This window comes from Pandoraea fibrosis, from assembly GCF_000807775.2.
GTDB classification, from domain to species: domain Bacteria; phylum Pseudomonadota; class Gammaproteobacteria; order Burkholderiales; family Burkholderiaceae; genus Pandoraea; species Pandoraea fibrosis.
This window is the reverse complement of sequence record NZ_CP047385.1, coordinates 3911244-3936955: the sequence shown is the minus strand read 5'-3', so window position 1 is coordinate 3936955 and position 25712 is coordinate 3911244. Positions and strand designations below refer to the sequence as shown.

Sequence of the window (25712 nt, the reverse complement as noted above, 5' to 3'; positions counted from 1 at the left end):
CCTGCCCGACACGTAACGCGTCGCCGGGCGAGCCCACAACGGACTGCATCATGACCCAGACAAAATTTGAGATTCAAAAGCGCAAGGGCCTGAAGATCGACGCCGGTGTGCGTCGTGGCCCGCAGGGCGGCAAGCAGGTTGGCGCGCAGGGCAAGCGCAATGCCGCCGGTAGCAAGCTGCTGGGGGCGTTGCTCGGCGTCCCGTCGGACGAGAAGACCCCTGCCGACACCGCAGGCACGAGCCCGAACGACACGAAAAAGCAGGACACGCAGTCCTGAGCGGGCGACGACGCGCCGATGACTGTTACTGCACTTAGCCCGCGTGGCGCGGTGGCGTAATCCAGCGCGCCGACAGGCAGACAGGCGATCAGCGACGCCCCCGCCCGACGGGCAGGGCCGCCAGTTACGGCACGATCGCCAGAAACAGAAACGTGGCAAACAACACCAGGTGGACGGCCCCTTGCAGCACCGTCGTGCGTCCGGTGCCGAGCGTGATCACGCCAACGAGCAGCGTGACGGCGAGCAACACCATATCCTTCGGCGCCAGGCCGAGTTCGATGCGCTGATCGAGCAGCAGCGAGACGGCTGCCACGGTCGGAATGGTCAGCCCGATACTCGCCAGCGCCGAGCCAAGCGCCAGATTCAGGCTCGTCTGAAGTTTATTGGCACGCGCGGCGCGCAGCGCTGCCAGGCCTTCCGGCAACAACACCAGCGCGGCAATCACGATACCGACGACGGCTTTCGGTGCACCGGCCACCGCGACCGCATTCTCCACGGCAGGCGAGAGCTTTTTCGCCAGTCCGACCACGGCCAGCAGCGCTACCACCAACAGTCCCAGACTCAGGACAGCCGTGCGGCGCGACGGCGGCGGCACGTGAACCTCTTCGCTCGGCGCTTTCGCGAGGAAGTAGTCACGATGGCTCACCGTCTGCACGAACACGAACACCATGTACAGCACGAGCGAAATCATGCCCTCGAAGGCCAGTTGCGACGCCGTGAGCCCCGGCCCAAGAACGGAGCTGGTGTAGTTCGGCAGAACCAGCGTGAGTACCGACAGGGCACACAGCACCGCGAGAGCCGCACTTGCTCCCTCGACATGAAAGCCTTGCGTGTGATGCCGCACGCCGCCAAAGAGCAGGCACATCCCCACGATCCCGGTCGATACGATCATGATGGCCGCGAACACGGTGTCACGCGCCAGCCCTGCCTTGTCGGGGCCTCCTGAGAGCATCACCGAGACGATCAGCGCCACTTCGATGATGGTCACGGCAACCGCGAGTACCAGCGTGCCGAACGGTTCGCCGACCTTGTGGGCGACGGTTTCTGCGTGATGCACGGCCGAGAACACGGCGCCTGCGAGCGCAATGCCACATAGCGTCAGCTCTGCCCCATAAGGCAGAAACCCGGCGATGCCGAGCGCGATAAGGGCCACGATCGGCATGTACATGGTCCAGTGGCCAAGCTTGGCGGTCTTTGAGGAGGACATCGTCGGAGACTCCAGAATTCGGGGAACGGATACGGCTTGAGATGCGGCAGATCCAGCAACGGCGGGAACATTGCCCCGGTGAGAACGTCGGGGCGGCGACTCATGGTCGCAGAAAAGTGACACCCCGACAACAGAAAGGCGTTGCCTTGCCGTGCGATGGGGGTGGCCGTGCCGGTCCACCAAGAAGCGCATGAACAAACGATCTTGCGTGATAACGCTTTTGACTCCGAGTCGAATGCCGTTGAGAAATTCCATAGGACGAATGACGAATTCTGAAGCCCCCGGACTGGCGTTGACATAGGTGGGGCGTCGGGCGTAATGTCTCGTTCATTGGTCTTACCACTGAACGAAAGAGTGGGTGACGACCGTTCGCCTTTGCCTTCGACGCTATGTCCTTCGATCCCATCGTGCAGGTTTCCGTCTCTGAGCAGGTCGCACAGCGTTTGCTCACGATGATTCGCACCGGGCTGCTCAAGCCCGGTCAGCAACTCCCACCGGAGCGTGATCTCGCGAGCATGCTGGGTGTCGGACGCCCGGCGGTACGCGAAGCGATCCGGGGCCTTGCATTGCTGGGCCTGCTGCGTATCCGGCAAGGCGAGGGGACATTCGTCGGCTCGCTCGAGATGCGCGAATTGCTCGAACCGCTCGAGATGGTCATCGAGCTCAATGCGGGCACGCTCGAAGCGCTGTTCGATGCGCGGCTGGTCATCGAACCGGGGGTCGCGGCGCTTGCCGCCACGCACATCGGCGACGCGGACATCGCCCGCTTGCACTCACTCGTTGATGACGAACAGGCGCTCCTTGGTAATCCCGAGACGTTCTCAGCGGCGGATATGGCGTTTCACGAGACGATCATCGATGCCTGTGAGAACCCGTTTCTGCAAAGCATCGCCAATAGTCTCTATCTGCTCGGCAAGAAGAGCCGGCGCGTGACGTCGCAGGCCGACGGCGTGCTGGAGCGCAGCCTTCAGGACCACCGCCATATTCTCGACGCCCTGAAGGCCCGCTCCCCCGAGCAGGCGGCGCAAGCGATGCGACGTCACCTGTGCCGTGTGCGCGACGCTTATGCGGCGTCGGGCAGCCCGTCAGAGGCGACGGCGGGGACCCTCGACATCTCATAGACGCACGGCCGTCAACGCATGTTGATCGCTCATCAATATCCATCGCAAATCGGTTTGCATCGCATCCACAGACCCACGAGGAGACACCCATGACTGGCCGGTTGGCGGGTAAGACCGCTGTCATTACTGCCGCTGCGCAGGGCATCGGCCGCGCAAGCGTCGAAGCTTATCTGCGCGAAGGCGCACGCGTGATTGCTGCCGATCTGAATGCCGAGGCGCTCGCGCAACTCGTCGATCACGACCATCTGCTGCGCCGTCCGCTCGACGTCACCGATGGCGCTGCCGTCGCAGCGCTTGCCGACGAACTTGGCGCGATCGACGTGTTGTTCAACTGCGCGGGCTTCGTGCATCACGGCTCGATTCTTGAGTGCGACGAAGCGGCATGGGACTTCTCGTTCGATCTGAACGTGAAGAGCATGTACCGGACCACCCGGGCCTTCCTGCCCGGCATGCTGGCCGCAGGCGGTGGAGCGATCATCAATATGTCGTCGGCGGCGTCGAGTGTGAAGGGCGTGGCCAATCGTTGCGTCTACGGGACGAGCAAGGCCGCCGTGATCGGGCTGACGAAATCGATTGCCGCCGACTTTGTGGCGCGCGGGATTCGTTGCAATGCCATTTGCCCGGGCACGGTCGAGTCGCCGTCGCTGCGCCAGCGCATTGCCACACAAGCCGACGCGGCGGGTACCAGCCTCGAGTCGGTGCGCGAGCAGTTTGTGGCGCGCCAGCCGATGGGGCGCGTCGGCACGCCTGACGAGATCGCGGCATTGGCGATCTATCTGGGTTCGGACGAATCCGCTTTCACCACCGGCGCGATCCATCTGATCGACGGCGGCTGGTCCAATTGATTTCGCAAGGAGAATTGCTTTGAAACTGCTGCGTTTCGGCCCGAAGGGCCAGGAAAAACCGGGCTTGCTCGATGCGGATGGCCAGGTGCGTGATCTCTCCAATGCGCTCGCCGACATCACGCCGGAGACGCTGAGCCCGCAGGGGCTGGCCGCGTTGCGCGCACTCGACGTGAAGACGCTGCCGGTCGTGGCTTCGCCGGGGCGTCTGGGCGTGCCGTTCTCGGGGATGGGGAAGTTTCTCGCTGTCGGGCTCAATTACAGCGATCACGCGGCCGAGTCGGGGCTGGCGGTGCCGTCCGAGCCGGTGCTTTTCACCAAGTGGGAGAACTGCCTGAACGGGCCGAACGATCCCGTTGTGTTGCCCAAGCATTCGGTCAAGGGCGACTGGGAGGTCGAGCTGGGTTTCGTCATCGGCACGACGGCACGTTATGTGCCGCTTGAGCGCGCGCTCGATTACGTTGCCGGTTATTGCGTGGTGAACGATGTGTCCGAGCGCGAGTATCAGATCGAGCGGGGCGGTACATGGGACAAGGGCAAGGGCTTCGATACCTTCGGGCCGGTTGGTCCGTGGCTCGTGACGACAGACGAAGTCCGCGATCCGCAACAACTCGGTCTTTGGCTCGACCTGAACGGCGTGCGCCGTCAGACGGGCAACACGTCGACGATGATCTTCAGCGTGGCGTATCTCGTGCATTACATCAGCCAGTTCACCACGCTCAAGCCGGGCGATCTGGTGACGACCGGCACGCCGCCGGGAGTCGGTCTTGGCCAGAAGCCGCCGGTCTTTCTCAAACCGGGCGACGTAATGCGGCTGGGCATCGACGGTCTCGGCGAGCAAACGCAGGAAGTCCATGCCTATGACACGCGCTGGCTCGACTGAGCGCGTGCCAGATTCCCTTCACATCCATCCTGTACGGTGACGGGGGTTGGGCGGCGCTGGCAGTCGCCATCGCCGTCTTGTCCGTCATCGACAGTCTCGGGAGCGATTCATCATGCAAGACCTGAAAGGTAAATTCGTTCTGATTACCGGCGCGAGCACCGGTATCGGCGCAGCGGCGGCCAAGGCGTTCGCCGCGCAGGGCGCAAACGTGGCCGTGCACTACAACCGTTCGGCGGACAAGGCGGAAGCGGTGGCTGAGTCGGTTCGGGCATACGGCGTGAAAGCGATGACGGTGGCCGCCGACGTGGCGCACACCGGGGCGATCGACGCGGCGGTAGCGCATGTGCTCGACGGTTTCGGGCGCATCGACGTGCTCATCAACAATGCCGGCAGCCTCGTCAAGCGCACGCCTTTCACCGAAGTCACCGATGCCTATTTCGAAGACGTGCTCAATGTCAACGCGCGTTCGGTCGTGGCGTTCTCGCGGGCCGTGGTGCCTGCGATGCGCAAGCAGGGCGGCGGTGCGATCGTGAACGTGACGTCGATCGCCGCGCGTCATGGCGGTGGCCCGGGAGCGTTGATCTATGCGGCCGCCAAGGGCTTCGTGAGCACGCTCACGCGGGGCATGGCGAAGGAGTTGATGCCGGACCGCATCCGCGTGAATGCCGTGTCACCGGGGGTCATCATGACGCCGTTCCACGAGCAATTCAGCACTGAAGCGCAGATCGAGGCCTTCCGCCAGAGCATTCCGATGGGGCGTCTGGGCGATCCCGATGAGTGCTCGGGCGCGTTTCTTTATCTCGCGTCGGAGACGCTGGCGAGCTATGTCACTGGCCAGATCATCGAGGTCAACGGCGGACAGTTGATGCTCTGATGCGTTCTGCCGTCGGTCCGTGAAGGGGGCGAGGGGAGGGGCGGCTTAGGGGGGCTGTGCCGCGGCTCCCGTCGTGGCTGCCCGCTTGTCTGCGGGTTGCCCGACGAGGCAAATTCCCTGTTTCCCTCGGAAAATTCTGCATCCGTATTGCCGTGCGACACAAAGTCGTGCACGGTGCGGGCTTGGCGGTTCGCTTCGCCGGCAATTGCTGGCACACTTGCTCCATTGGTCTGTCTATGTCCGCAGCGCTGGCGCGCGGGCGCAACTGTCGAGGGGCAAATGGAACGCTGTCCATGGAGCGAAGGCTTCGAGCAGTACCGTCGGTATCACGACGAAGAGTGGGGCGTCCCCCTGCGAGATTCGCGCGCATTGTTCGAGCTATTGATGCTTGAAGGCGCGCAGGCTGGCCTGTCCTGGTCCACCATTCTCAAAAAGCGCGATAACTACCGTAAGGCATTCGATAACTTCGATCCCGAGCGCATCGCGGCCTACGGGCCGGAGGACGAGGCGCGATTGATGGCGGATGTGGGAATCGTGCGCAATCGTCTCAAGGTCAGCGGTGTCATCAAGGGTGCCCGGGCTTTTCTGGCGATGGAGGCGGCGGGCACGCGATTCAGTGATTTTGTCTGGCAGTTCGTTGGCGGCGAACCGTTGCAGAACCGTTGGACGGCGCTTGGCGAGGTGCCCGCGAGCACCGCGGTCTCCGACGCGATGAGCAAGGCGCTGAAGAAGGCCGGATTCACGTTCGTCGGCTCGACCATTTGCTATTCGTTCATGCAGGCGGCAGGTATGGTGAACGATCATCTTGTGGCGTGCCCACGTCATAAGGCGGTGAAGGCACACGCGTTGGCGAGCGGCAAAATCAGCAAAAGCGTCGCCGCGCAGGGCCGGAAACGCCGTGCGGGGGCGTCGTCGGCTACAATCGCGCCTGACGAATCAGGATCTGCCTAATGTTCAGCTACCGCCACGCCTTTCACGCCGGCAACCACGCCGACGTGCTGAAACACTTTATCGCCGTTGAATGCATCGATTACATGCGCCAGAAGGACACGGCGTTCTGGTACATCGACACGCATGCGGGCGCAGGCGGCTACGCGCTCGACGGCAAATGGGCCGACAAGACGGGCGAGTTCGAGACCGGCATCGGCCGGCTGTGGACACGCGACGATCTGCCACCGGCGCTCGCGGACTACGTCGCGCTGGTGCGCGAATTCAATCCGGACGGCAAACTGCGCTATTACCCGGGTTCGCCGTACTTTGCCCTGCAACTGCTGGGCGATCGCGATCGTCTGCGTTTGTTCGAGGCACACCCGACCGAACAGGACGTGCTGCGTGAGAACTTCGAAGCGCAGGGGCGCGCTGTGGCGCGTCGCACGATGATTTTCGGTGCCGACGGCTTCGCGGGGCTCAAGACGATTTTGCCGCCGGCGCCGCGCCGGGCATTCACGCTGATCGACCCGTCGTATGAAGACAAGCGCGATTACACGCGCACGACCCAGACCGTGCAGGAAGGCCTCGACCGTTTCCCGACGGGAATGTATGCCGTGTGGTATCCGCTGGTGCAGCGTCGCGAGGCATCGCAACTGCCGGAGCGCATGAAGCGTCTCACGATCAACGGACAGCCGATCAAGAGCTGGGTGCACGCGTCGCTGACCGTGTGCAATCCGGTGCCGGGCGGTATGGGATTGCACGGTAGCGGCATGTTTATCGTCAACCCGCCGTACATGTTGCAAGACACCCTCAAGACGACGCTGCCGTATCTGGTCAAGACGCTCGGTCAGGATAAGGGGGCGCAATTCCTGCTCGACGGGCGCCAGAACTGAGGCGTCGCGTCGCGAGCGCTCAGTTCGCGACGCTCATTTGCCTGCGGCAGTTATGGCAGGCGCTTCGTATGGCAGCGACAGCAGTTCTTCCGGCGATAGATAGCGCCATTCACCCAGCGCGAGATTTCCCATCGGCAGGCCGCCGATGGCGATTCTGACCAGCCCCTCCACCCGATTGCCAGCCGCCGCCACCATTCGTTTGACCTGATGGTATTTGCCTTGCGTGATCGTCAAGGCGATTTCGTGCGACGAAGGACTCATGACGTCCATTGCGGCGAGCGGTTCGGTTTCATCGCGCAGCAGAACGCCATCGCGCAACGCCTGCAACATGGCTTCGGTGACCGGATGCTTGGTCGTTGCCACGTAGCGCTTGGGGACGTGGCGGCGCGGCGACATCATGGCGTGCAGAAACGGCCCGTCGTCGGAGAGCAGCAACATGCCGGTCGTGTCCTGATCGAGGCGACCGGCCGGCTGCACGCCGCGCACAGCCAGCGGCAGGGGCAGCAACGAATGCACGCCTTCGTGGTGCGTCGGACTGGTGGAGCACTCAAAGCCCTCAGGCTTATTGAGCAGCACGTAGACATGCTCGCGGTATTCCCACGGTTCACCGTCAAGCGTGAATTGCAGACCCAGCGGATCCACCGATTCGCGCGGATCGTCATGGACCACGCCGTCAATGGCGAAAGCGCCGGTCTGGATAAGCTTGCGGCACATCTTGCGACTGCCGAAGCCCTGCGATTGCAGTAAGCGATCTAACTCGATGATGCGTTCTCCGTCAGGCCTCGTGAATTCAGGCCGCTATTGTAGCGGCCCGGGCTCGGGTGCCATAGCCTCGTGCCTGACGCATGCACTTGCTCACCCGACACTCGGCGGCACATTCGATCACCTGGATTACGCGTTTGCCTGAGCCGGTCCGCTCACTCGTCCTGCACGGCGCCGCTAAATCGGCGGTAGATGAATCGGGCGGCCCAATCTAACAGGAAGCCGAGCACCCCGATGACGAGGATGACGGCCGTCAGTTCCGAGTACGCGAGGCGATCACGCGTGTCGAGGATGAGATAGCCCAGACCCGCATTGACCCCCAGCATCTCCGCCGGTACCAGCACAATCCAGAGAATACCGATGGCCAGCCGCACACCGGTCAATACGTGTGCGGCGATACCGGGTACATAGACGTGCCAGAGCATTTCCCAACGTGTTGCGGCAAGACTCTCGCCGAGTTGCACCCATCGGCGGTCGATATGGGTGACGCCTGCCGCTGTGCTCATCACCAGCGGCCACAGTGCCGCAAACGCGAGCAGGAAGTACACCGCCGGATCGCCGACACCGAGCGACATCACGGCGATCGGCATCCATGACAGCGGCGAGACCATCCGCAGGAACTGAAGCGACGGGGTAAGCGCCTGGTCGAGCCAGCGAACGCGGCCGATCAGAAAGCCGAGCGGAACGCCGAGGATGACCGCCCACGCCAGTCCGACAGCGATCCGTCGCAGGCTGGCCACAATGTGCAGCCCCAACTGTTCGTCGCGGATCAGGTCGGGCAGGGCGCTCAGGGCAGCAGCCGGGGAGAATTGCGCGGCGAGCGAACCGGGTGTCGTGAGCATCGAGATCCCGAGCCACCAGATCGCAACGATGCCGGCCAGTCCCGCGAGTCCAAGCCATGCCTTCCTGCCCGATCTTCCGGCAGGCAGGTTCGCCGGCGTGTCGCGGCTCGCTGCGGACGCCGTGTTCATATTGTCGGCAACATGATCGGACGCGAGATCAGACAACGATCACCTCCTGACGCGTGAACCCATCCGGCAGACCGAACGCCTTCATGCCGCCCACCGCCGCGATGCTCTTTTTGACGAACCGATCGTCGACAAGATCACGCGCGACAAATGCCGGATCGAGCTTCGCGAGGAATTGCGCATTGCCTTCGACCTGGGTCTTCTGCATATGACGAACGAGCGCCTCGGTATAGCTCGGATACGGGTAGGGCTGGAAGTCGATGCGTTTCTCGTGCCAATCGGCGTGAACGATCGCCTTGTCCGCGAGATAACGGCCTTGCTCCGAAGCGGCCGGCGCCAGCACGCGCTGCAAGACCTGAAACGGATGCGGCGTATAGCGATTCTCGCCTTCCTTCGACAGCAGGCGCGCCGCGTCTTCCGGGTGGGCCCGCGTCCACGCTTGTGCTTTGACGATGGCGTCGACGACCTTTTGCGACCATTCCGGACGCGAGGTCAGATCGCGCTCATGCATCGTCACCACGCAGCACGCATGGTTCTTCCACACGTCGCCGGTGAAGCGAAGCACCTTGCCGACCTTCAGGTTCTCGGCAGCAGCGTTGAACGGCTCGGCCACGATGTAGCCGGCGATCTGCTTCGCAGCGAGTGCCGGCGGCATGTCCGACGGTGCCATGACGATCAGGTTGACCTCGTTGGCCGCAGGCGCGCCGGATTTCTTGAGGACCGGCGTGAGGCCGTTGGCGGCAAGCAAGCCTTGCAGCACCACGTTGTGAATCGAATACCAGAACGGCACCGCCACCGTCTTGCCACCGAGGTCGGCGACCTTGTTGATGTCGTTCGTCACGGTGATCGCGCTGCCGTTGACGTGATTCCACGCCACCACCTTGGCCTGCGCCTGACTGCCGTAACGCGCCCACACCGTCATCGGCGAGAGCAGGTGAACGACGTTGACCTGGCCCGAGAGGAAGGCTTCGATCAACTGCGCCCAACTGCGCAGCAGAGTCGGCTTTTCCGCCTTGATGCCTGCCTGCTCGAAATATCCGTTGTTGTGAGCGACCAGCAGCGGCGTGGCGTCAGTGATCGGCAGATAGCCGATGCGCAACGGCGCGTCCGGCTCGGCGGCGGCGCGTGCGGCGGCCGATGCCAGCAACGGTGCGGCGCCGGCGACGGTCATCATCGAAGCGAGTTTGAGCCATTCACGGCGGGAAATTTGGCACATGGTCTGGGAGTCCCCGAGGTTTGGGCGGTGTGGTCTATGGTGTTTGGCGCGTCGCCGCATCGCGCGACATCGCGTGCTGCAACGCTTGCAGTATGTCGATGCGCAGCGTGCCCAGCGCCTGCACCTGCACTTCGCGCGGCGAGGGCAGCTCGACACGCCATTGCGCCAGCGTTCTGCCCTGGTTGCCAAGCAGCACGATGCGGTCGGACACCAGCAGGGCTTCGTCGATATCGTGGGTGACGAGAACGGTGGCGGCGCCTGTGTCGCGAACGACGGTGACAAGCAGACGCTGCATGTCGGCGCGTGTGACTTCGTCAAGCGCCCCGAAGGGTTCGTCGAGCAGCAGGGCTCTGGGCTGTCGTGCGAGGCAGCGGGCAAGCGCAACGCGCTGCGCCATGCCGCCGGAGAGCTGGCGGGGATGCAATGCATGGGCATGCGAAAGGCCCACTTCAGCCAGCGCGGCGTCGATTCGTGCGCACCGTGTTTCGCGCGAGAGCACGGGTTGTCTTGCGAACGTCAGCCCGAAGGCAACGTTGCGTTCCACCGACAGCCAGGGCAGCAGGCATGGGTCCTGAAACGCCAGCGCCACGTCAGGGCGAGGGCCGGAAAGCGGCTTGCCATCGACCTCGACGGTGCCGTCGCTTGGCGGAAGAAGACCTGCCGCAATGCGTAGCAGGGTCGACTTGCCCGAACCGCTGGGGCCGAGGACGGACACGAGCTCACCCGGCGCGATGCAAAGATCAACGCCGCGCAAGATCGCCCGGTCGCCGTATGTCAGACCGATGTTGCGCAACGTGAGAAACGACGAAGCGCGCGAGTCACCCTCGCGCACGGTGGCGATGAACGTATCGGGGTGCGAGCGTTGCGTCGCCGTGGATAGGGTCATGAAGCCGTTCCGGTCCTAAGTTGTTGCGCGCGTTGTGCTGCGAGCTGGTTTTTCAGTTGCACGAGGCTGGGGGTGACGATGGGAACGAAGGCAGCTTCGCGTTGACGTCTTGCTACGCCCGACAAGCCGCGCAGATAACCACGCCCGCCGCCGGTCTGGACTTCCAGCGTTGCGGCGTTGTGAACGACATCTGCCAGCGCAATGCGTAGTTCGAACAAGCGTGCGGGGGTCTCGATGAACTCGCCTTGCGCGACACCCGCTTTCAGGCGCGCCCTGAGTGTATCAAGCTGTGTTGACAGCGAAGCGACCTCGTCGGCAACGGCGGCACGAGCGCCTGGCCCGCCCTCGTGAGTGCCCGCGAGACTGCGTCGGGCAAGGCCTAACGACATGCCGCATTGCAGTCCGAGGAACGCCGGACGCACGCGTACCAGCCATGCCGGCGCGTTGTCGGTAATGCGGTCGTCGTCGGTCAGCGGCGTCTCTGTCATCTGCAGTGCCGCCGTGTTCGTGCCGCGCAAACCGATCAGGTCGAGGTCGTCGCTGCGAGTGACGCCCGGGGCGTCGTGCGCAATAGCGAATATCGATGGCGGGCCACCGGCTTCGTGATCGACCGCCGCCGCGGCAACGAATCCCTGTTTGCGCAGGTTGGTGATCCACGGCAACCCGCCCGTGATTCGCCATGCTCGTGTGCCATTCGCGCCAGTCGCAGTGGGGACGTCTGCGGCGCGAATTTGCAGCGGCTCGATGGCCGAGAGGTATTTCATGGCGTTCGACAGTCCGGTCGCCCCCGCGAGTTCGCCCGACAACAGGGTGGGCAGAAGACGCTCGCGAAGCCCCCGATTCGGACTTTGCAGCAGGTACTCGATGAACGTGCGTTGTCCCCACAGTACGAAGGCCGCGGCGAAAGAATGTTCGGCAACGTCGGCAACGCTGTCGATCGCGTCGCCAATCGTGCCGCCAGCCCCGCCCAGCTCGGCCGGTACGCCAATGCGCAGCAAGCCGGCAGCGGCCAGTTGCGGTACGACTTCACCGCAAAGGGTAGCGTCGGTGTCGAGCGTCTCGGCGTTGGCGTCGAGCCAGGCCGCGAGCGCCGGGGCGCGTGCGGCGAGTCCGGCCAGACTGGCGTGCGTGCTCATGCGGCTTGTTCCTTGGGCACCCAGCGATACGCTGCCAGTTGCGGATTCAGTTCGTTTTGCGAAAGATTGTTCGCGAAGTTGCACAGCGTGGCCAGCGACACGCCAAGTACCACTTCGAGCGCCGCAGCGTCATCGAAACCGGCGGACTTGAACGCGGTAAGCTCGGCATCCGATACGGCGCCGCGCGTGGCGATCACGGCGCGTGTGAAGACGGCCACGGCGTCGAGCCTGGCATCGGACAGTGGGCGTTGGTCGCGAATTTCATTCACAAGGGCCTCCGGCAACTGTGCCTTCTTCAGGGCAACGGCGGTATGGCCCGCGACGCAGAATCCACAGCCGTGAATGCCTGCCGCAGTAATCTGCACCACTTCGCGCTCGGCGAGCGTCAGGCTGGCACGGCCGTTGATCGCCCCCACGGTCAGGTACGTTTCGAGTGCGGTCGGGGCGTTGGCGAGCGATGCCACCAGATTCGGCAGGAAACCGTTTGCGGCAAGCGATTTTTCCAGAAATGGACGGCTCGCCTCCGGGGCGGTCTCAAGGGTATGCAATGGCAGTCGGCTCATATCGGGCTCCTCACAGTCGAGCTTCCATTGTGCGTAAGCCCGACCGAATGCTCAATGCGCGCGCGTCTGGAAATTCTGCGGATTTGTCTCAGCGTGACTCGGAGGTGTCTTAGCGCACGCCGCGCCGTCGCCGCGAACGTGCGACAGCGCAACTCGTGCAGGATCAATGTAGCGGGTAGGGCGAATACGGGGCGGCCGGTGTGAGGGCTGCATGGGGGGCGACGGTCTCTGGCGCGGCGTGGCTGGCGGCCTGACGTCGCCAGGCGCCGGGCTGGATGCCGGTCACCCGTTTGAAGGCTTGTGCAAAGGCCGATTCCGATTGATAGCCGACTTGCTCCGCTGCGTCAGGCAACGAGACGCCTGCGCGCAACAATGCCGCCGCCGTCTTCATTCGAACCAGCGTGACGAACTGCGCAGGCGGTTGCCCGCCAATCTCGGCGAATTGTTTGCAGAAACGGGCTCGAGACATGTGGACGAACTCGGCCATCGCATCCGTCGTCCAGCGCTCTCCCGGTGATTCTATGATTGCCGCCGCCAGGCGCCCGAAAGCATCCCGGCGCATCAAACGCCACATGCCCGGTGCAACGTCTTGCGCATGGACCGCTTCACGCAACGCATAGTAGAAGAGGAGGTCGGTCAGACGGGCCAGCAGTGGCGAGGGGGTTTCGCCGGGGCGACGCGCCTCCGCCTGGATCAGCGAAAAGATCTGCGTCATGCCTTCGATGCGGCCGCTGGCGCGGCGCGCCACGATCGGGTTCGGCAACATGCCCAGTACCAACGCGTCGAGGTCGGTGCGGAACTCGAAGAACCCGCAGGCCAGTGAGACGGACGTGGGGTCGGTGACGTGAGCGCGAGGCTGCGCGGGGAGCGGGGTCATCTTGCCAGCGCGCGCCGACAGGTCGGCTGGGGGAGCGGGGTTTGGCGTCAGGCAGTGCGGCACGTCGGAGAGTAAAAAGACGGCATCGCCCGCGCTCAGGGAAATCGTTCGTGCAGCGTTGCCGCTGTCGGCACCCACATGCAGATAGCACCCTCCGTCGAGTACGACGTGAAAACTCGCCCGCTGATGGCCTGCCGTCGACGCCTGATAGACGCCGCAATACTCGCCGACGTGAAAGAGCGTGCTCTTGAGTTCGAGTCCGGCCAACAACCAGTCGGCTACCCGATCCGGGTGGCCAGTATGGCTCGAAGGGTCCGGATTCTCCTCGGAAAATCCGTGTTGAACCGTTGGCCGATCCCCTATGTTTCGCCTAGCTCGTGTCTCGTCCTGCATCACCGCCCACCCGTATATGCCATGTCCTCAGCAAAACAACCATCCTCCCCACGCACATAGGCGTGGGCAACTATTTTTTCGTTGGATGCTTATTACGACGGTGGGATTTGGGGGCGGGGGAAGGGAAGAGACGTTGAAACCGAACCCTTGTTAGGCCAGCATCGGTGATGGCGCCAGCCCCCGGCATCGCTTGCAAGCGATGCCTTTCAAGTCCCTACGCAATGGGCTCAAGCACATTGCTTTCCGGGCACATATGAAAAAAGCCGATGATCTAAGATCATCGGCTTTTTTGTATTTGGTTGGTGCCCAGAAGAGGACTCGAACCTCCACGGTGTTACCCGCTAGTACCTGAAACTAGTGCGTCTACCAATTCCGCCATCTGGGCCCCGTCAGCTCGCTTACTGCTTGCTCGCTGCGAAGAAAAAAGATTATGCCGAAAGGGAAATTGGCTGTCAACAGGTTTGCGTGCGAAATTCAAAAAACTTTCACGCCCGCCGAACTCACCTCGCCTCCTTCCCAAATCACTCAGATCGCTTCTGTTGCTACGCCGCGCGTCCCATGTGCTCCGATCGAATCATATCGATCAAATGACGCAATCCCGGTAACGTCTGACGCCGGCTCGGGTAATACATCGACAACGGCGGACCATTCACGGCCCAGTCCATCAACACCGCCTCCAACGTGCCATTGGACAACTCCTTCGACACGTTGCGCTCGAGTACATAGCCCAATCCCAAGCCGCCGACCGCCGCAGCAATCACGCCATCGCTCTCGTTGATGCTCAGCGCGCCCGGCACATCCAGCTCTAGTGCCGTCGACCCATTCCCCAACTCCCACTTGTACAACGTGTTGTCCCCCAATCGCATCCGTATGCAATTGTGCGACATCAGATCCTGGGGCACCTTCGGGCGGCCATGCTGCGCAAAGTATGCCGGTGCGCCCACGACAATCCACTTCAGCGCCGGCGTCAACGGCGTCGCGATCATGTCGCCCGGCACCGTGTCGCCATATCGCATCCCCGCGTCAAACCCCTCCGCCACAATATCGAGCATCCGGTCATCCACGGTGATATCCAGCTCGATGTCCGGATACGACGCCACAAAGCGCGGCAAGATGGGGTCCAGCAACAGGCGCGCCGCATCGCGGGGCACGTTCAGGCGCAATCGGCCCGCAGGCGACGCGCGATATCGATCCAGCGCACCAATCGCCGATGCAATCTGCTCAAGGCCCTGTTCCAATTCCTTCGCCAAGGCGGCCCCCGCCGCCGTCGGCGATACCGAGCGACTCGTGCGGTTCAGCAATTTCACGCCCAGACGCGCTTCGAGATTGCGCATCGCATGACTCAGGGCCGAGGTCGTCACACCTAACTCAGTGGCGGCCTCCCGGAAACTCTGCCGGCGGCAGATGGTGACAAAAACGTTCAAATCGGCAAGCTCGCCGCGAGTGAAGGCAGGCATGTAGTTCTCAACAAGTATCAAGCAACAAAAACCAAAAGCACCCGACAAGCCCAACGTATTAAGTGTCCGTTGAACAATATTCAATTTTTTATGAGCTAAATTTTACATATTTCCTTTTGATTCTGGAGAAGCGGCATGAGCGACGTGACGGAAACGCTACACATTCTCACTATCGATAAGCCTGTGAGTCGCATCGGGCTCGGCACCTGGGCCATCGGCGGCGCGATGTGGGGTGGCTCGGACGATGCCGAATCCATCGCCACGATTCGCAGCGCCGTCGAGCGCGGCATCAATCTGATCGACACCGCGCCGGTGTATGGATTTGGCCACTCGGAAGAGGTGGTGGGTCGCGCTCTGGAGGGGCTGCGCGATCGAGCCGTGATCGCGACTAAAGTCGCGCTGGAGTGGGGGGAGAACGGTATCCGGCGCAATTCGACGCCCGCGCGTATACAGAAAGAGCTGGAAGACTCGCTGCGACGCCTGCGTACCGACTACATCGATATCTACCAGATCCACTGGCCGGACACGCTTGTGCCGTTCGACGAAACGGCCGCCGTGCTGGAGAAATTGCGCGAGGCAGGGAAGATTCGTGCCATCGGTGTGAGCAACTTTTCACCCGAACAGATGGACACGTTCCGGCGCGCCGCACCGCTTGCGACCGTGCAGCCTCCGTACAACATCTTCGAGCGCGCGATCGATCGCGACGTGCTGCCATACGCCAAGCGTGAAAAGCTGGTTGTGCTCGCCTACGGCGCGCTTTGCCGGGGACTGCTCTCGGGGCGGATGACCGTGAATACGACATTCGATGGCGACGATCTGCGCAGGTCCGATCCGAAGTTCCAGTCGCCTCGCTTTGCGCAGTACCTCGCGGCTGTCGACGCGCTCAAGGAACTCGCGCGGGATCGTCACGGCAAATCGGTGCTTGCACTGGCCATTCGCTGGGTGCTGGATCAAGGGCCGACGGTAGCGCTTTGGGGTGCCCGGCGCCCGGCTCAGCTGGAGGGCGTTCACGAGGCCTTTGGCTGGCAACTCGCCGATATCGACGCCATCCTGGCGAAACACGTGACGTCGCCTGTCGGCCCGGAATTCATGGCGCCGCCGTTGCGTGATGTGAAGGGGTAAGGGGGGGGGCGTCGGCGGTTCGGACTCCGGCGGGTTGTTTGCCGAATGACGATTAAGAACGTTCAAACCGTCCAAACCGTCCAAACCGTCCAAACCGTCCAAACCGTCCAAACCGTCAATAAGGCCAGCATCGGTGATCGTGCCAGCCCCCCTACGACGCCTGCGGCGCCGAGAGGACTCGGTCACGTTCCGCGACCCCGGCATCGCTTGCAAGCGATGCCTTTCGAGTCCCCACGCAATGTGCTCAAGCACATTGCTTTCTGGGCACATATGAAAAAAGCCGATGATCTAAGATCATCGGCTTTTTTTGTATTTGGTTGGTGCCCAGAAGAGGACTCGAACCTCCACGGTGTTACCCGCTAGTACCTGAAACTAGTGCGTCTACCAATTCCGCCATCTGGGCCCCGTCAGCTCGCTTACTGCTTGCTTGCTGCGAAGAAGTGAGATTATGCGGATAACGTGCGGGAGTGTCAACACTTGTGCGGAAAAAATTTTCTTTTCCTTCACTCTCCCTCAGCCCCACGCTCAAATTCCGCACAGGTGGAAGTTTTCGCGAGGTTTGCCGTATGATTGTCCCTGACTGTGCGACGCCGCTATCCGCGCTACGCACAACCACCACGGACCGTCGGGCGCATGGTGCGCCACTCGGCCGGACTCAACCGGCACAGTAACGCTACCGACCTTTGAGCAAATATCCCTATCCGATCCCGAGCCGCGAAGAAATCCTCGGTGTCCTGCGCACCGCCGACTCCGCGCTGTCCGCCAACGATATCGCCGAAGCCCTGGCCATCAAAAAGCAGGAGCGCGAAGGCTTCTTCAAGCGCCTCGCCGCGATGGAACGCGATGACCAGATTCGCCTCGACCGCCGCGGCTACTATCAACTGACCCATCCCTCGAACTTCATCGCCGGCCGTGTCATCGGCCATCGCGACGGCTATGGCTTCGCCGTGCGCGACGATGATGGCGACGACCTCTTCCTCCCCAACGAGGAGATGAAGAAGGTCATGCACAACGATCGTGTTCTCCTGCGTATCGCCGGCTATGATCGCCGCGGCCGCCCGGAAGGTCATATCGTCGAGGTGGTCAGCCGCGCCAACACCCATGTCATCGGCCGCCTTCTCAATGAGAACGGCGTGATGGTCGTTGCCCCCGAAGACAAACGCATCGGCCACGACATCCTCATTCCGCCCCGCGCGCAAGGCAAGGCCAAGGTCGGACAAGTCGTCTCCGTCGAACTCACCGATTACCCCAGCCGTTATAGCCAACCCATCGGCCGCGTCTCGGAAGTGCTCGGCGACATCGACGACCCTGGCATGGAAATCGAAATCGCCGTGCGCAAGTATGGCGTTCCTCACCAGTTCTCCGCCGAAGCGCTCGCCGCTGCCGGTGCACTCCCCGACGACGTTCGCGCCCCCGATCTGCGTCATCGCATCGATCTGCGCGACGTCCCGCTCGTCACGATCGATGGGGAAGATGCGCGCGACTTCGACGATGCGGTCTACTGCGAGCCTGTCAAAATCGGCCGGACGAACGGCTACCGCCTCATCGTCGCCATCGCCGACGTCTCGCACTACGTCACCGCCGGCGGTCCCCTCGACGCCGACGCCCTGACACGCAGCACCTCGGTCTATTTCCCGCGACGCGTCATCCCGATGCTCCCGGAAAAGCTCTCGAACGGTCTGTGCTCGCTCAATCCCGACGTCGATCGCTGTGTCCTCGTGTGCGACGCACTCGTCGCACCGAACGGCGAGGTGAAGGCCTACCAGTTCTATCAGGCCGTCATTCACTCGGCCGCGCGTCTGACCTACACGGAAGTCGCGGCCGTGCTCGGGAATACCAAGGGCGCCGAAGCGCAACGCCGTGCCGCATTGCTGCCGCATCTGCAGAATCTGTACGACCTGTACAAGGTGCTGGCCAAGGCCCGTAAATCGCGCGGCGCCATCGAGTTCGATTCGACGGAGACCTACATCGTTTGTAACGCGCAAGGCAAGATCGAACAGATCCTGCCCCGCACGCGTAACGATGCTCATCGTCTTATCGAAGAGTGCATGCTCACGGCCAACGTGTGCGCTGCCGATTTTCTCAAGCGTCACAAGCAACCGGGCCTGTACCGTATTCACGCAGGCCCTTCGGGCGAACGTCTTCAGGTGCTGCGCACGTTCCTCAAAACCCTCGGGCTCTCGCTCGGCGGGGGAGACGAGCCCGCGACCTCCGATTACTCGGAACTGATGACGCAGATCGAATCGCGTCCCGATGCGCCCATGCTTCAGACCATGCTGCTGCGCTCCATGCAGCAAGCGGTCTATAGTCCGGACAACATCGGTCACTTCGGTCTCGCCTATCCGGCCTACACGCACTTCACCAGCCCGATTCGCCGCTATCCGGACTTGCTCACGCACCGTGCGATCAAGGCGATTCTTGCCGGCAAGAAGTACGAGCCGGAAATTCCGGTCGGGGTCGAACTGACGACAGGGCTGTCGCCGCATGCGCGCAAGCTGCAAAAGGACGACGACGCCGCGAAGCAGAAGAAGACCCCGAGCGCGAAGAAGCGCGATGCGATCTGGGAAGAACTCGGCCTGCATTGCTCGGCGAACGAACGTCGTGCGGACGAAGCCTCGCGCGACGTCGAAGCCTGGCTCAAGTGCTACTTCATGCGCGACAAGCTCGGCGAAGAGTACGGTGGCACGGTCAGCGCCGTCACGTCGTTCGGCATCTTCGTGCAGCTCGACGATCTCTTCATCGAAGGCCTCGTGCATGTCACGGAACTGGGCAGCGATTACTTCCAGTTCGACGAGGTGCGTCATGAACTGCGCGGCGAACGAACCGGCATTCGCTACCGCCTCACCGACCGCGTTCGCGTGCAAGTGAGCCGCGTGGATCTGGACGCCCGCAAGATCGACTTCCGCCTCGTGCGTGAGCCGAACGCCCGCACACTCGCCAAGACGTCTGGACGCGTGGAACGGGGCGGCGCACCGGTGCCGGCACCGGCTGCCGGTACGCCCGGCATGGCCGGTTCGGCGAGCGCTGGCCCGACCATTCGCCAATTGCCCAAGGGCGGGGCGCTGCTCAACGGTGTGCAACTGGCGCCGGCGGGCAAGCATCCCGCCAAGCCGAAATCGGCGAAGGTGAAAGATGCGCGTGCCGAACGTGGCGCGGCGCCGCCGACCAAGCGCACGGGCGGTGGCGGGAAAGCGCCTGCGAAGCGTCCGGGAGGTCCGGCGAAGAAGCAGCGTCGTTGATGCGCGCATCGCGTTGCGGTCGATGCGTCGGGTTTCGATGCGCGGTGCGATGTGCGGTTTGCAGTAAGATGGGCGCCTTGTGCCGGTAGCGACCGGCATCTGATGCCCGCGATGGATTGCGGCGGCGGTGGCCTATACGGGCTCCGCCGCCGTCGTGCTTTGTGCGGCGGCAGTTGCGAACGGCCGTGCGGGCGCACGCTATTTTGAGGATGTGAAATGAGTCAATTGAAAATGCTGTTCGGCTTTCACGCCGTGACCGCGCGTCTGCGCCACGACGCGGGCAGCGTCGAAGAAATCTACTACGACCCGAGCCGTCGCGATCGCCGCATGACGGACTTCCTGAAGCACGTCGAGTCGGTCAAAGGGGCGCCTGGCGTCAAGATCAAGGTCATTCAGGCCGACGGCAAGCGTCTCGACGGCATGGCCGGTTCGTCGCGCCACCAAGGGGTTGTCGCGCGGGCTCAGGAAGTCTCGCTGGCGCTCAATCTCGACGAACTGCTCGATGGCATTTCCGGGCCGCCGCTGCTGCTGGTGCTCGACGGTGTGACCGATCCGCACAATCTCGGCGCGTGTCTGCGCGTTGCAGACGGGGCGGGCGCGCATGCCGTGATCGCGCCGAAAGATCGCGCTGTCGGCCTGAACGCGACTGCGGCCAAAGTCGCGAGTGGCGCTGCCGAGACCGTGCCGTACATCATGGTGACGAACCTCTCGCGCACCCTGCGCGAATTGCAGGAGCGCGGCATCTGGGTCGTGGGCACCTCCGACGATGCGCCCGCAGACATCTACGGCACCAAGCTGACCGGGCCGATGGCAATCGTCATGGGAGCAGAAGGCGAGGGCATGCGCCGCCTCGTGCGCGAGACCTGCGACGAATTGATGAGCATTCCGATGGCCGGCGGCTGCGAAAGCCTGAACGTCTCGGTGGCGAGCGCCGTTTGCCTGTATGAAGCGGTGCGCCAGCGCGCCGTGGCTGCCAAGAGCGCCAAGTAACGCGCCCAGTCGAGGCCTACGTCGCGCGAACTTCCGCGTGGGCAGGACAGCCAGCGTTGCCCGGCGAGTGTTCGCCGGGCAACGTTGACGGGTAATGCGTTGCGCGTGGTTCGCTTAGCGTGCGGCGTCGATCAGGCCTTCGAGCTTGATGGCGTCGGCGGCAAAGGCGCGAATGCCTTCTGCGAGTTTTTCCGTGGCCATCGCGTCGTCGTTGAGGGCGAAGCGGAACGACGGCTCGTCGGTTTTCACGCGATCGATGTTCTCGGCGCGAGCGTCTTTCGGGGAGAGTTGACGGGGCACTTCACCTTCCGTCGTGCGGAGTTGTTCGAGCAGCGCGGGGCTGATCGTCAGCAGATCGCAGCCAGCAAGCGCCAGAATCTGCCCGGTCGAGCGGAAGCTCGCCCCCATGACTTCCGTGTCGTAGCCAAAGTGCTTGTAATAGCGATAGATGGCGGCGACCGAGCGCACGCCGGGGTCGTTGGCGCCGGCGTTGTCCGCCTCCACCCAGTTGGCGCCTGCCGACTTCTTGTACCAGTCGTAGATCCGGCCGACGAACGGCGAAATCAGCCGTGCGCCCGCTTCGGCACACGCAGCGGCTTGCACCAGTGAGAAGAGCAGCGTCATATTGCAGCGAATATTGTCGCGCTCGAGAATCTCGGCGGCGCGAATCCCTTCCCACGTGGACGCAATCTTGATGAGCACGCGATCGCGCTCGATGCCATGCGCCTCGTACATCGCGATGAGCTTGCGGGCGCGGGCCACGGTGCCGGCGGTGTCGAACGACAGGCGCGCGTCGACTTCCGTCGACACGCGACCGGGCACGATGTCGAGAATTTCACGACCGAAAGCAATCAGCAGGCGGTCGATGATTTCGTCGCTGGATTCGGTGCGATGTTCGCTGACCACGCGCGTGAGGATCGGACGATAGGCGTCTTTCTGAACGGCGCCGAGAATCAGTGAGGGATTCGTGGTCGCGTCTTGCGGCTTATAGGCATCCATCGCCTGAAAGTCGCCGGTGTCGGCGACGACGATGGTATGACGTTTGAGCTGATCGAGCTGATTCATGAGAGCGCCCCTGCGAAAAATGCCCTGCGTGACATGAAGTCCGGGATGCGTCCCGGCGATGAAAAACGGCGCGGCACGCCCGACTCCGGTAAACTTCCGACTTTACCAAACTTTGCCGGAAATCCCCATGACCCAAGACGAACTCAAGCGCCTGGTCGGCCAGGCAGCCGCCGACTATGTGAACCAACACGTGCCTGAGGGCAGCGTGATCGGCGTGGGCACCGGGTCCACGGCAAACTGCTTTATCGATGCGCTCGCCGCCCACAAAGGCCGTTATCGCGGTGCTGTCTCCAGCTCCGAAGCCAGCACCGAGCGCCTGCGTAAGCACGGCATCGAAGTGTTCGACCTCAATCAGATCGAAAGCCTGCCTGTCTACGTGGACGGCGCCGACGAGATCAATGCCCTGGGCCATATGATCAAGGGCGGAGGAGGTGCGCTCACGCGTGAAAAGATCGTCGCCTCCGTGGCAAAGGAATTCGTCTGCGTTGTCGACGCATCGAAAGAAGTCGCTGTGCTCGGCGTGTTCCCGCTGCCGGTGGAAGTCATTCCGATGGCACAGGCGAGCGTGGCTCGCGCGTTGACGGCACTCGGCGGCAAGCCGCAGGCGCGCGTGCGTGCCGACGGCAGCCCGTACATGACCGACAACGGCTGCGCGATCCTCGACGTTCACGGCTTGCAGATTCTCGACCCGGTGGCGTTCGAAGCTCAGATCAACCAGATTCCGGGTGTAGTGACCGTGGGGCTTTTTGCGCAACGCGGTGCGGATATCACGCTGATGGGCACGCCGGCAGGGGTGCGCACCATCGACTACAAAAACTGATCGTCGGAGGGCTGGATGGCTGGATCGCGTCGTCTTCCCGAAACCTGGTTCCGTCGTGGCCTGTGGTTGATCGCCGTATTGTTCGCGGCGTTTCTGATTGGGCTTGGCGGGCTTGTCGTTGACAAATTGCCGGGCGTTGCCCCGGCGCCCACACTCGATTCGTTCGTTGACCGGGGGCAGGCCGAGCGTGCCGACGCGTCTATCCGGCAGGCGCAGACGCAGTTGGAAGATGTCGAGAGCCAGTTGGAGACGGCGCGTTTGCAGCTCAAGGCGCGCAGCACGGCGTATCGCAATGCGCGGGAGTCGTTCAACGATTGGGTGGCGACGCGCACGGCGACGGCGCAGGCCAGTCAGGATGTGGAGCTCGTATCGCGCACCCGGGCGCTCGACACGCTCAAAGCGGCCGAGCGCGACGCACAGACGCAAGTCGACACGCTTGAAGCGAAGCAATTGGAAGCGCAGCGAGCGGTCCAGACGGCGCGCACGGCGCGTTACGCGCTGAATACGGCGGCGGGCGAACAGTTGGCGGCCGTCCAGCGCTCGCAGGACCTTAAAGTCTTCGGTATCCGTCTGGCGTTGACATTGCCGTTGCTGGCTGTTGCGGGCTGGCTCTTCGTGCGGCAGCGAAAGAGCACGTGGTGGCCGTTCGTATGGGGTTTCGTCTTCTTCGCGTTGTTTGCGTTCTTCGTGGAGTTGGTGCCGTACCTACCGGACTACGGTGGCTATGTGCGGTACGTGGTCGGCATCGTGCTAACGGTGTTGATAGGTCGTTACGCGATCGTATCGTTGCAGAGTTATCTGGCGAGGCAGAAGGCGGAAGAGCAGTTGCCGGACGAAGAGCGGCGCAAGACATTGTCGTACGATCTGGCGCAGGCGAGGTTGGCGAAATCGGTGTGTCCGGGGTGTGAGCGGCCGGTAAAACTGGACGATCCGAATCGAGACTTCTGCGTACATTGCGGCATTTGCTTGTTCGACCGATGCGGCACATGTAAGACACGCAAGAATGCGTTTGCGCATTTTTGCCATCACTGCGGGGCCCGTTCGACGGAAAGTGCGACAGAGGCCACACAAATCAAGACAACCTGAAGCCCCAAAGGGGGAGAGACGTCGAAAAAAGAAAAAGGCCACACGAAAGCGATGCGTGTGGCCTTTTTTGCGTTCGTATCCGTGACTTGCCGAAGGCGTATGCGGGGACGGATCGGGGCCCCTTTCTGCAGCGAGTTGGGTTTATGTCTGAGAGGCGGAAAGGGGCCCCGATCCGTCTGGGGGGAGGTGTTCCGCGAGCCAAGCCTTTAAAAATAAAAAAAGAACTTATTCCGAAGGCGGCGGCACATACCCTTGAGCGACGTCGGCGCCATCGCCAAAGAAGTACTTCTCGGTTTGCTTGACGAGGTATTGGCGGGCGCGGGGATCGGCCATATTGAGGCGATTCTCGTTGATCAGCATGGTTTGTTGCTTGAGCCAGCCGGCCCATGCTTCCTTAGAGACGCTTTCCCAGAGGCGTTTGCCGAGTTCACCGGGCATGGGGGGGAAATCGAGACCTTCGGCTTCTTTACCGAGCTTGATGCATTGAACCATGCGGGCCATGGGTGAACTCCTTCGTAATCGTAGTGTGGCGTGAGGGTGGGCTGTGCGCTGGCGCTCGTCTACCGAGGGGGCATGACGGGGCGTGTTGCGTTGAAGCGCGGCGGCCGAAAACCGGATATGGGGGCAGGGGCGCGAGACACAAGGGACAAGGGAATGAAGACCTTGGGAGATGCGCACCGCCTGCCGATGTGTCGTTACAGTTTCTTGATGAGTACCAGCGAGCGGCGTTGCCAGTTGTAGAGGCGTCGGCGGTCGGCGGGAAGATCGTCGACACCCGCCTTGACGAAGCCGCGTTTGAGGAACCAGTGTTCGGTGCGGGTGGTGAGCACGAACAGGCGTTCCAGGCCGCGGGCGCGGGCGCGTTGCTCGATGTGTTTGAGCAGGCGTTCGCCGTCCCCCGAGCCCTGGGCTTCCGGATCGACTGTCAGGCAGGCCATCTCGCCGATGCGTTCCGACGGATACGGGTAGAGAGCGGCGCAACCGAAGAGGCGTCCATCGTGCTCGATCACCGAGAAGTGGTCGATGTCGCGTTCCAGTTGGTGACGGCCGCGGCGTACCAGTGTGCCATCGGACTCGAGCGGTTCGATGAGTTGCAGAATACCGCCGACGTCGTCGATGGTGGCTTCGCGCAGGCTTTCCAGGTTCTCGTACGAGATCATGGTGCCCACGCCATCGTGCGAGAACAGTTCGAGCAGCATGCTGCCATCGAGAGCGAAGGGCACGATGTGCGCGCGGCCGACGCCGGCGCGGCAGGCGCGCGTGGCGTATTTCAGATAGAAGGCCGAGTCGCGGTCGAGTGTGCCTTGCGACTGAAGGCGCTGGGCGTCTTCGAGCGTCAGTTCGTGCTGTAACTCGTTGTATTCGTTCAGAACGCCGGGTGTCTCGGTGATGAAGATCAGCTTGTCGGCCCGCAGCGCAATGGCGGCAGACGACGCCACGTCTTCCATCGTCAGGTTGAACGACTGTCCCGTGGGCGAAAAGCCCAGTGGCGAGAGCAGTACGATCTTGCCGTTGGCGAGCGACAGGCGGATCGATTCGGCGTCCACCTTGCGCACCACGCCGGTGTGCTGGAAGTCCACGCCGTCGACGATGCCGACCGGGCGGCCCGTCACGAAGTTGCCCGACACCACGCTGATGCGCGCATTGCCCATCGGCGTGTTCGGCAGCCCCTGGCTGATCGAGGCTTCGATGTCCAGACGCAGCTCACCTGCCGCTTCCTTCACCGCTTCGAGTGCGGCCGCGTCGGTAATGCGCAACTGCTGGGCAAAGTGCGATTCGATATGTCGCAGGCGCATCTGCTCCTCGACCTGAGGGCGTGAGCCGTGCACCAGCACGATGTGCATGCCCATGGCGCACAGCAGCGCAACGTCCTGAATCAGCGAGTCGAGTCCGCCGGCGGCGACAAGCTCGCCACCGAAGGCGACCACGAAGGTCTTGTCGCGAAACGCATGGATATAGGGGGCGACCGATCGCAGCCAGTCCACGAACTGGGCTTGGCGGGCGGTCTCTTCGTCTTGTAGGGCGGGGTCAGGTTCGGTCAGCATGGGTGTACGTGCGCAAACATGCGCTGATTATATAATGCGCGCCCATGGCAAGTGATGAA

Annotated in this window: 24 protein-coding genes and 2 tRNA genes; 12 read left to right on the top strand and 14 right to left on the bottom strand. The window is 62.8% G+C overall.

The window, feature by feature from the left end; translation table 11 throughout:
* The first annotated feature begins 50 nt into the window (after positions 1-50).
* Positions 51-278 carry a hypothetical protein gene (locus tag PI93_RS17260; protein WP_039371895.1) on the top strand — a complete coding sequence of 76 codons (228 nt, stop codon included), beginning with the start codon at positions 51-53 and terminating at the stop codon, positions 276-278.
* Positions 279-402: 124 nt separating this feature from the next.
* Here PI93_RS17260 and PI93_RS17255 read toward each other — a convergent pair whose 3' ends face one another.
* Positions 403-1485, bottom strand: coding sequence for a calcium:proton antiporter (locus tag PI93_RS17255; RefSeq protein ID WP_039371898.1), 1083 nt, complete (start codon positions 1483-1485; stop codon positions 403-405).
* A gap of 389 nt (positions 1486-1874) precedes the next feature.
* Between PI93_RS17255 and PI93_RS17250 the strand changes: the two genes are divergently transcribed.
* From PI93_RS17250 to PI93_RS17225, 6 genes are all read left to right on the top strand, one after another.
* Positions 1875-2606 (top strand): FadR/GntR family transcriptional regulator, encoded by a 732-nt coding sequence (locus PI93_RS17250; protein WP_052240747.1) that lies wholly within the window; start codon positions 1875-1877, stop codon positions 2604-2606.
* A gap of 89 nt (positions 2607-2695) precedes the next feature.
* On the top strand, positions 2696-3451 hold the full coding sequence (locus PI93_RS17245) for an SDR family oxidoreductase (protein ID WP_039371902.1): 756 nt from the start codon (positions 2696-2698) through the stop codon (positions 3449-3451).
* 19 nt (positions 3452-3470) lie between these two features.
* Positions 3471-4331 (top strand): fumarylacetoacetate hydrolase family protein, encoded by an 861-nt coding sequence (locus tag PI93_RS17240; RefSeq protein WP_039371903.1) that lies wholly within the window; start codon positions 3471-3473, stop codon positions 4329-4331.
* A gap of 112 nt (positions 4332-4443) precedes the next feature.
* On the top strand, positions 4444-5205 hold the full coding sequence (locus PI93_RS17235; RefSeq protein ID WP_039371904.1) for an SDR family NAD(P)-dependent oxidoreductase: 762 nt from the start codon (positions 4444-4446) through the stop codon (positions 5203-5205).
* A 279-nt stretch (positions 5206-5484) separates the two neighbouring features.
* The gene (locus PI93_RS17230) at positions 5485-6156 is read left to right on the top strand and encodes a DNA-3-methyladenine glycosylase I (protein ID WP_039371905.1); all 672 of its coding nucleotides are present in this window, start codon (positions 5485-5487) and stop codon (positions 6154-6156) included.
* Positions 6156-7028, top strand: coding sequence for a 23S rRNA (adenine(2030)-N(6))-methyltransferase RlmJ (locus tag PI93_RS17225; protein ID WP_039371906.1), 873 nt, complete (start codon positions 6156-6158; stop codon positions 7026-7028). Before PI93_RS17230 ends, PI93_RS17225 begins: the two co-directional genes overlap by 1 nt.
* Positions 7029-7061: 33 nt before the next feature.
* Here the strand turns inward: PI93_RS17225 and PI93_RS17220 are convergent, their stop codons facing one another.
* The 9 genes from PI93_RS17220 to PI93_RS17180 all read right to left on the bottom strand — a co-directional run bounded on the left by PI93_RS17220 (position 7062) and on the right by PI93_RS17180 (position 15286).
* Positions 7062-7742, bottom strand: coding sequence for a pseudouridine synthase (locus PI93_RS17220; protein WP_407945336.1), 681 nt, complete (start codon positions 7740-7742; stop codon positions 7062-7064).
* Between the two features lie 203 nt (positions 7743-7945).
* The gene (locus PI93_RS17215; RefSeq protein WP_039372087.1) at positions 7946-8761 is read right to left on the bottom strand and encodes an ABC transporter permease; all 816 of its coding nucleotides are present in this window, start codon (positions 8759-8761) and stop codon (positions 7946-7948) included.
* 28 nt (positions 8762-8789) lie between these two features.
* Entirely contained in the window at positions 8790-9974 is a 1185-nt protein-coding gene (locus PI93_RS17210) for an ABC transporter substrate-binding protein (protein WP_039371912.1), read from the bottom strand.
* Between the two features lie 34 nt (positions 9975-10008).
* Complete coding sequence (locus tag PI93_RS17205) at positions 10009-10860, bottom strand: ABC transporter ATP-binding protein (protein WP_080759249.1); 852 nt, start codon at positions 10858-10860, stop codon at positions 10009-10011.
* Positions 10857-11996, bottom strand: a complete 1140-nt coding sequence (locus PI93_RS17200; RefSeq protein ID WP_052240748.1) for an acyl-CoA dehydrogenase family protein — start codon at positions 11994-11996, stop codon at positions 10857-10859. Before PI93_RS17200 ends, PI93_RS17205 begins: the two co-directional genes overlap by 4 nt.
* Positions 11993-12559, bottom strand: a complete 567-nt coding sequence (locus PI93_RS17195; RefSeq protein WP_039371913.1) for a carboxymuconolactone decarboxylase family protein — start codon at positions 12557-12559, stop codon at positions 11993-11995. The genes PI93_RS17200 and PI93_RS17195 overlap by 4 nt, the downstream gene beginning before the upstream one ends.
* 163 nt (positions 12560-12722) lie before the next feature.
* On the bottom strand, positions 12723-13703 hold the full coding sequence (locus tag PI93_RS17190) for an AraC family transcriptional regulator (protein ID WP_236105804.1): 981 nt from the start codon (positions 13701-13703) through the stop codon (positions 12723-12725).
* Positions 13704-14129: 426 nt separating this feature from the next.
* Positions 14130-14214: transfer RNA gene (locus PI93_RS17185), tRNA-Leu, on the bottom strand.
* A gap of 157 nt (positions 14215-14371) precedes the next feature.
* Positions 14372-15286 carry a LysR family transcriptional regulator gene (locus PI93_RS17180; RefSeq protein ID WP_039371919.1) on the bottom strand — a complete coding sequence of 305 codons (915 nt, stop codon included), beginning with the start codon at positions 15284-15286 and terminating at the stop codon, positions 14372-14374.
* A 135-nt stretch (positions 15287-15421) separates the two neighbouring features.
* Between PI93_RS17180 and PI93_RS17175 the strand changes: the two genes are divergently transcribed.
* On the top strand, positions 15422-16408 hold the full coding sequence (locus PI93_RS17175) for an aldo/keto reductase (RefSeq protein WP_039371922.1): 987 nt from the start codon (positions 15422-15424) through the stop codon (positions 16406-16408).
* Positions 16409-16726: 318 nt separating this feature from the next.
* On the opposite strand, the gene PI93_RS17170 is transcribed toward PI93_RS17175, so the two are convergent.
* A tRNA-Leu gene (locus PI93_RS17170) sits at positions 16727-16811 on the bottom strand.
* A 280-nt stretch (positions 16812-17091) separates the two neighbouring features.
* On the opposite strand from PI93_RS17170, the gene rnr reads away from it, so the two are divergent.
* The gene (gene rnr / locus PI93_RS17165) at positions 17092-19647 is read left to right on the top strand and encodes a ribonuclease R (RefSeq protein ID WP_039371923.1); all 2556 of its coding nucleotides are present in this window, start codon (positions 17092-17094) and stop codon (positions 19645-19647) included.
* Positions 19648-19863: 216 nt separating this feature from the next.
* Positions 19864-20637, top strand: coding sequence for a 23S rRNA (guanosine(2251)-2'-O)-methyltransferase RlmB (rlmB, locus tag PI93_RS17160; RefSeq protein ID WP_039371924.1), 774 nt, complete (start codon positions 19864-19866; stop codon positions 20635-20637).
* Between the two features lie 114 nt (positions 20638-20751).
* Here rlmB and tal read toward each other — a convergent pair whose 3' ends face one another.
* Positions 20752-21702: a transaldolase gene (gene tal / locus PI93_RS17155; protein ID WP_039371925.1), complete on the bottom strand. Its 951-nt coding sequence runs from the start codon at positions 21700-21702 to the stop codon at positions 20752-20754.
* Positions 21703-21829: 127 nt separating this feature from the next.
* Here tal and rpiA point away from each other — a divergent pair, with 127 nt between their 5' ends.
* Together rpiA and PI93_RS17145 are read left to right on the top strand one after the other, a co-directional pair.
* Entirely contained in the window at positions 21830-22522 is a 693-nt protein-coding gene (rpiA, locus tag PI93_RS17150; protein ID WP_039371926.1) for a ribose-5-phosphate isomerase RpiA, read from the top strand.
* Between the two features lie 15 nt (positions 22523-22537).
* A complete protein-coding gene (locus tag PI93_RS17145; protein ID WP_039371927.1) occupies positions 22538-23608 on the top strand; it encodes a serine endopeptidase in 1071 nt (356 codons plus the stop codon).
* 225 nt (positions 23609-23833) lie between these two features.
* Here the strand turns inward: PI93_RS17145 and PI93_RS17140 are convergent, their stop codons facing one another.
* The gene (locus PI93_RS17140) at positions 23834-24109 is read right to left on the bottom strand and encodes an oxidative damage protection protein (RefSeq protein WP_010804639.1); all 276 of its coding nucleotides are present in this window, start codon (positions 24107-24109) and stop codon (positions 23834-23836) included.
* A gap of 194 nt (positions 24110-24303) precedes the next feature.
* On the bottom strand, positions 24304-25653 hold the full coding sequence (argA, locus tag PI93_RS17135; protein WP_039371929.1) for an amino-acid N-acetyltransferase: 1350 nt from the start codon (positions 25651-25653) through the stop codon (positions 24304-24306).
* Positions 25654-25712: the final 59 nt, after the last annotated feature.

Coding starts and splice junctions, on each gene's coding strand:
- PI93_RS17260 (WP_039371895.1), top strand. CDS start 51: ATGACCCAGACAAAATTTGAGATTCAAAAGCGCAAGGGCCTGAAGATC.
- PI93_RS17255 (WP_039371898.1), bottom strand. CDS start 1,485: ATGTCCTCCTCAAAGACCGCCAAGCTTGGCCACTGGACCATGTACATG.
- PI93_RS17250 (WP_052240747.1), top strand. CDS start 1,875: ATGTCCTTCGATCCCATCGTGCAGGTTTCCGTCTCTGAGCAGGTCGCA.
- PI93_RS17245 (WP_039371902.1), top strand. CDS start 2,696: ATGACTGGCCGGTTGGCGGGTAAGACCGCTGTCATTACTGCCGCTGCG.
- PI93_RS17235 (WP_039371904.1), top strand. CDS start 4,444: ATGCAAGACCTGAAAGGTAAATTCGTTCTGATTACCGGCGCGAGCACC.
- PI93_RS17230 (WP_039371905.1), top strand. CDS start 5,485: ATGGAACGCTGTCCATGGAGCGAAGGCTTCGAGCAGTACCGTCGGTAT.
- PI93_RS17225 (WP_039371906.1), top strand. CDS start 6,156: ATGTTCAGCTACCGCCACGCCTTTCACGCCGGCAACCACGCCGACGTG.
- PI93_RS17220 (WP_407945336.1), bottom strand. CDS start 7,742: ATGTGCCGCAAGCTTATCCAGACCGGCGCTTTCGCCATTGACGGCGTG.
- PI93_RS17215 (WP_039372087.1), bottom strand. CDS start 8,761: ATGAACACGGCGTCCGCAGCGAGCCGCGACACGCCGGCGAACCTGCCT.
- PI93_RS17210 (WP_039371912.1), bottom strand. CDS start 9,974: ATGTGCCAAATTTCCCGCCGTGAATGGCTCAAACTCGCTTCGATGATG.
- PI93_RS17205 (WP_080759249.1), bottom strand. CDS start 10,860: ATGACCCTATCCACGGCGACGCAACGCTCGCACCCCGATACGTTCATC.
- PI93_RS17200 (WP_052240748.1), bottom strand. CDS start 11,996: ATGAGCACGCACGCCAGTCTGGCCGGACTCGCCGCACGCGCCCCGGCG.
- PI93_RS17195 (WP_039371913.1), bottom strand. CDS start 12,559: ATGAGCCGACTGCCATTGCATACCCTTGAGACCGCCCCGGAGGCGAGC.
- PI93_RS17180 (WP_039371919.1), bottom strand. CDS start 15,286: ATGCCTGCCTTCACTCGCGGCGAGCTTGCCGATTTGAACGTTTTTGTC.
- PI93_RS17175 (WP_039371922.1), top strand. CDS start 15,422: ATGAGCGACGTGACGGAAACGCTACACATTCTCACTATCGATAAGCCT.
- rlmB (WP_039371924.1), top strand. CDS start 19,864: ATGAGTCAATTGAAAATGCTGTTCGGCTTTCACGCCGTGACCGCGCGT.
- tal (WP_039371925.1), bottom strand. CDS start 21,702: ATGAATCAGCTCGATCAGCTCAAACGTCATACCATCGTCGTCGCCGAC.
- rpiA (WP_039371926.1), top strand. CDS start 21,830: ATGACCCAAGACGAACTCAAGCGCCTGGTCGGCCAGGCAGCCGCCGAC.
- PI93_RS17145 (WP_039371927.1), top strand. CDS start 22,538: ATGGCTGGATCGCGTCGTCTTCCCGAAACCTGGTTCCGTCGTGGCCTG.
- PI93_RS17140 (WP_010804639.1), bottom strand. CDS start 24,109: ATGGCCCGCATGGTTCAATGCATCAAGCTCGGTAAAGAAGCCGAAGGT.
- argA (WP_039371929.1), bottom strand. CDS start 25,653: ATGCTGACCGAACCTGACCCCGCCCTACAAGACGAAGAGACCGCCCGC.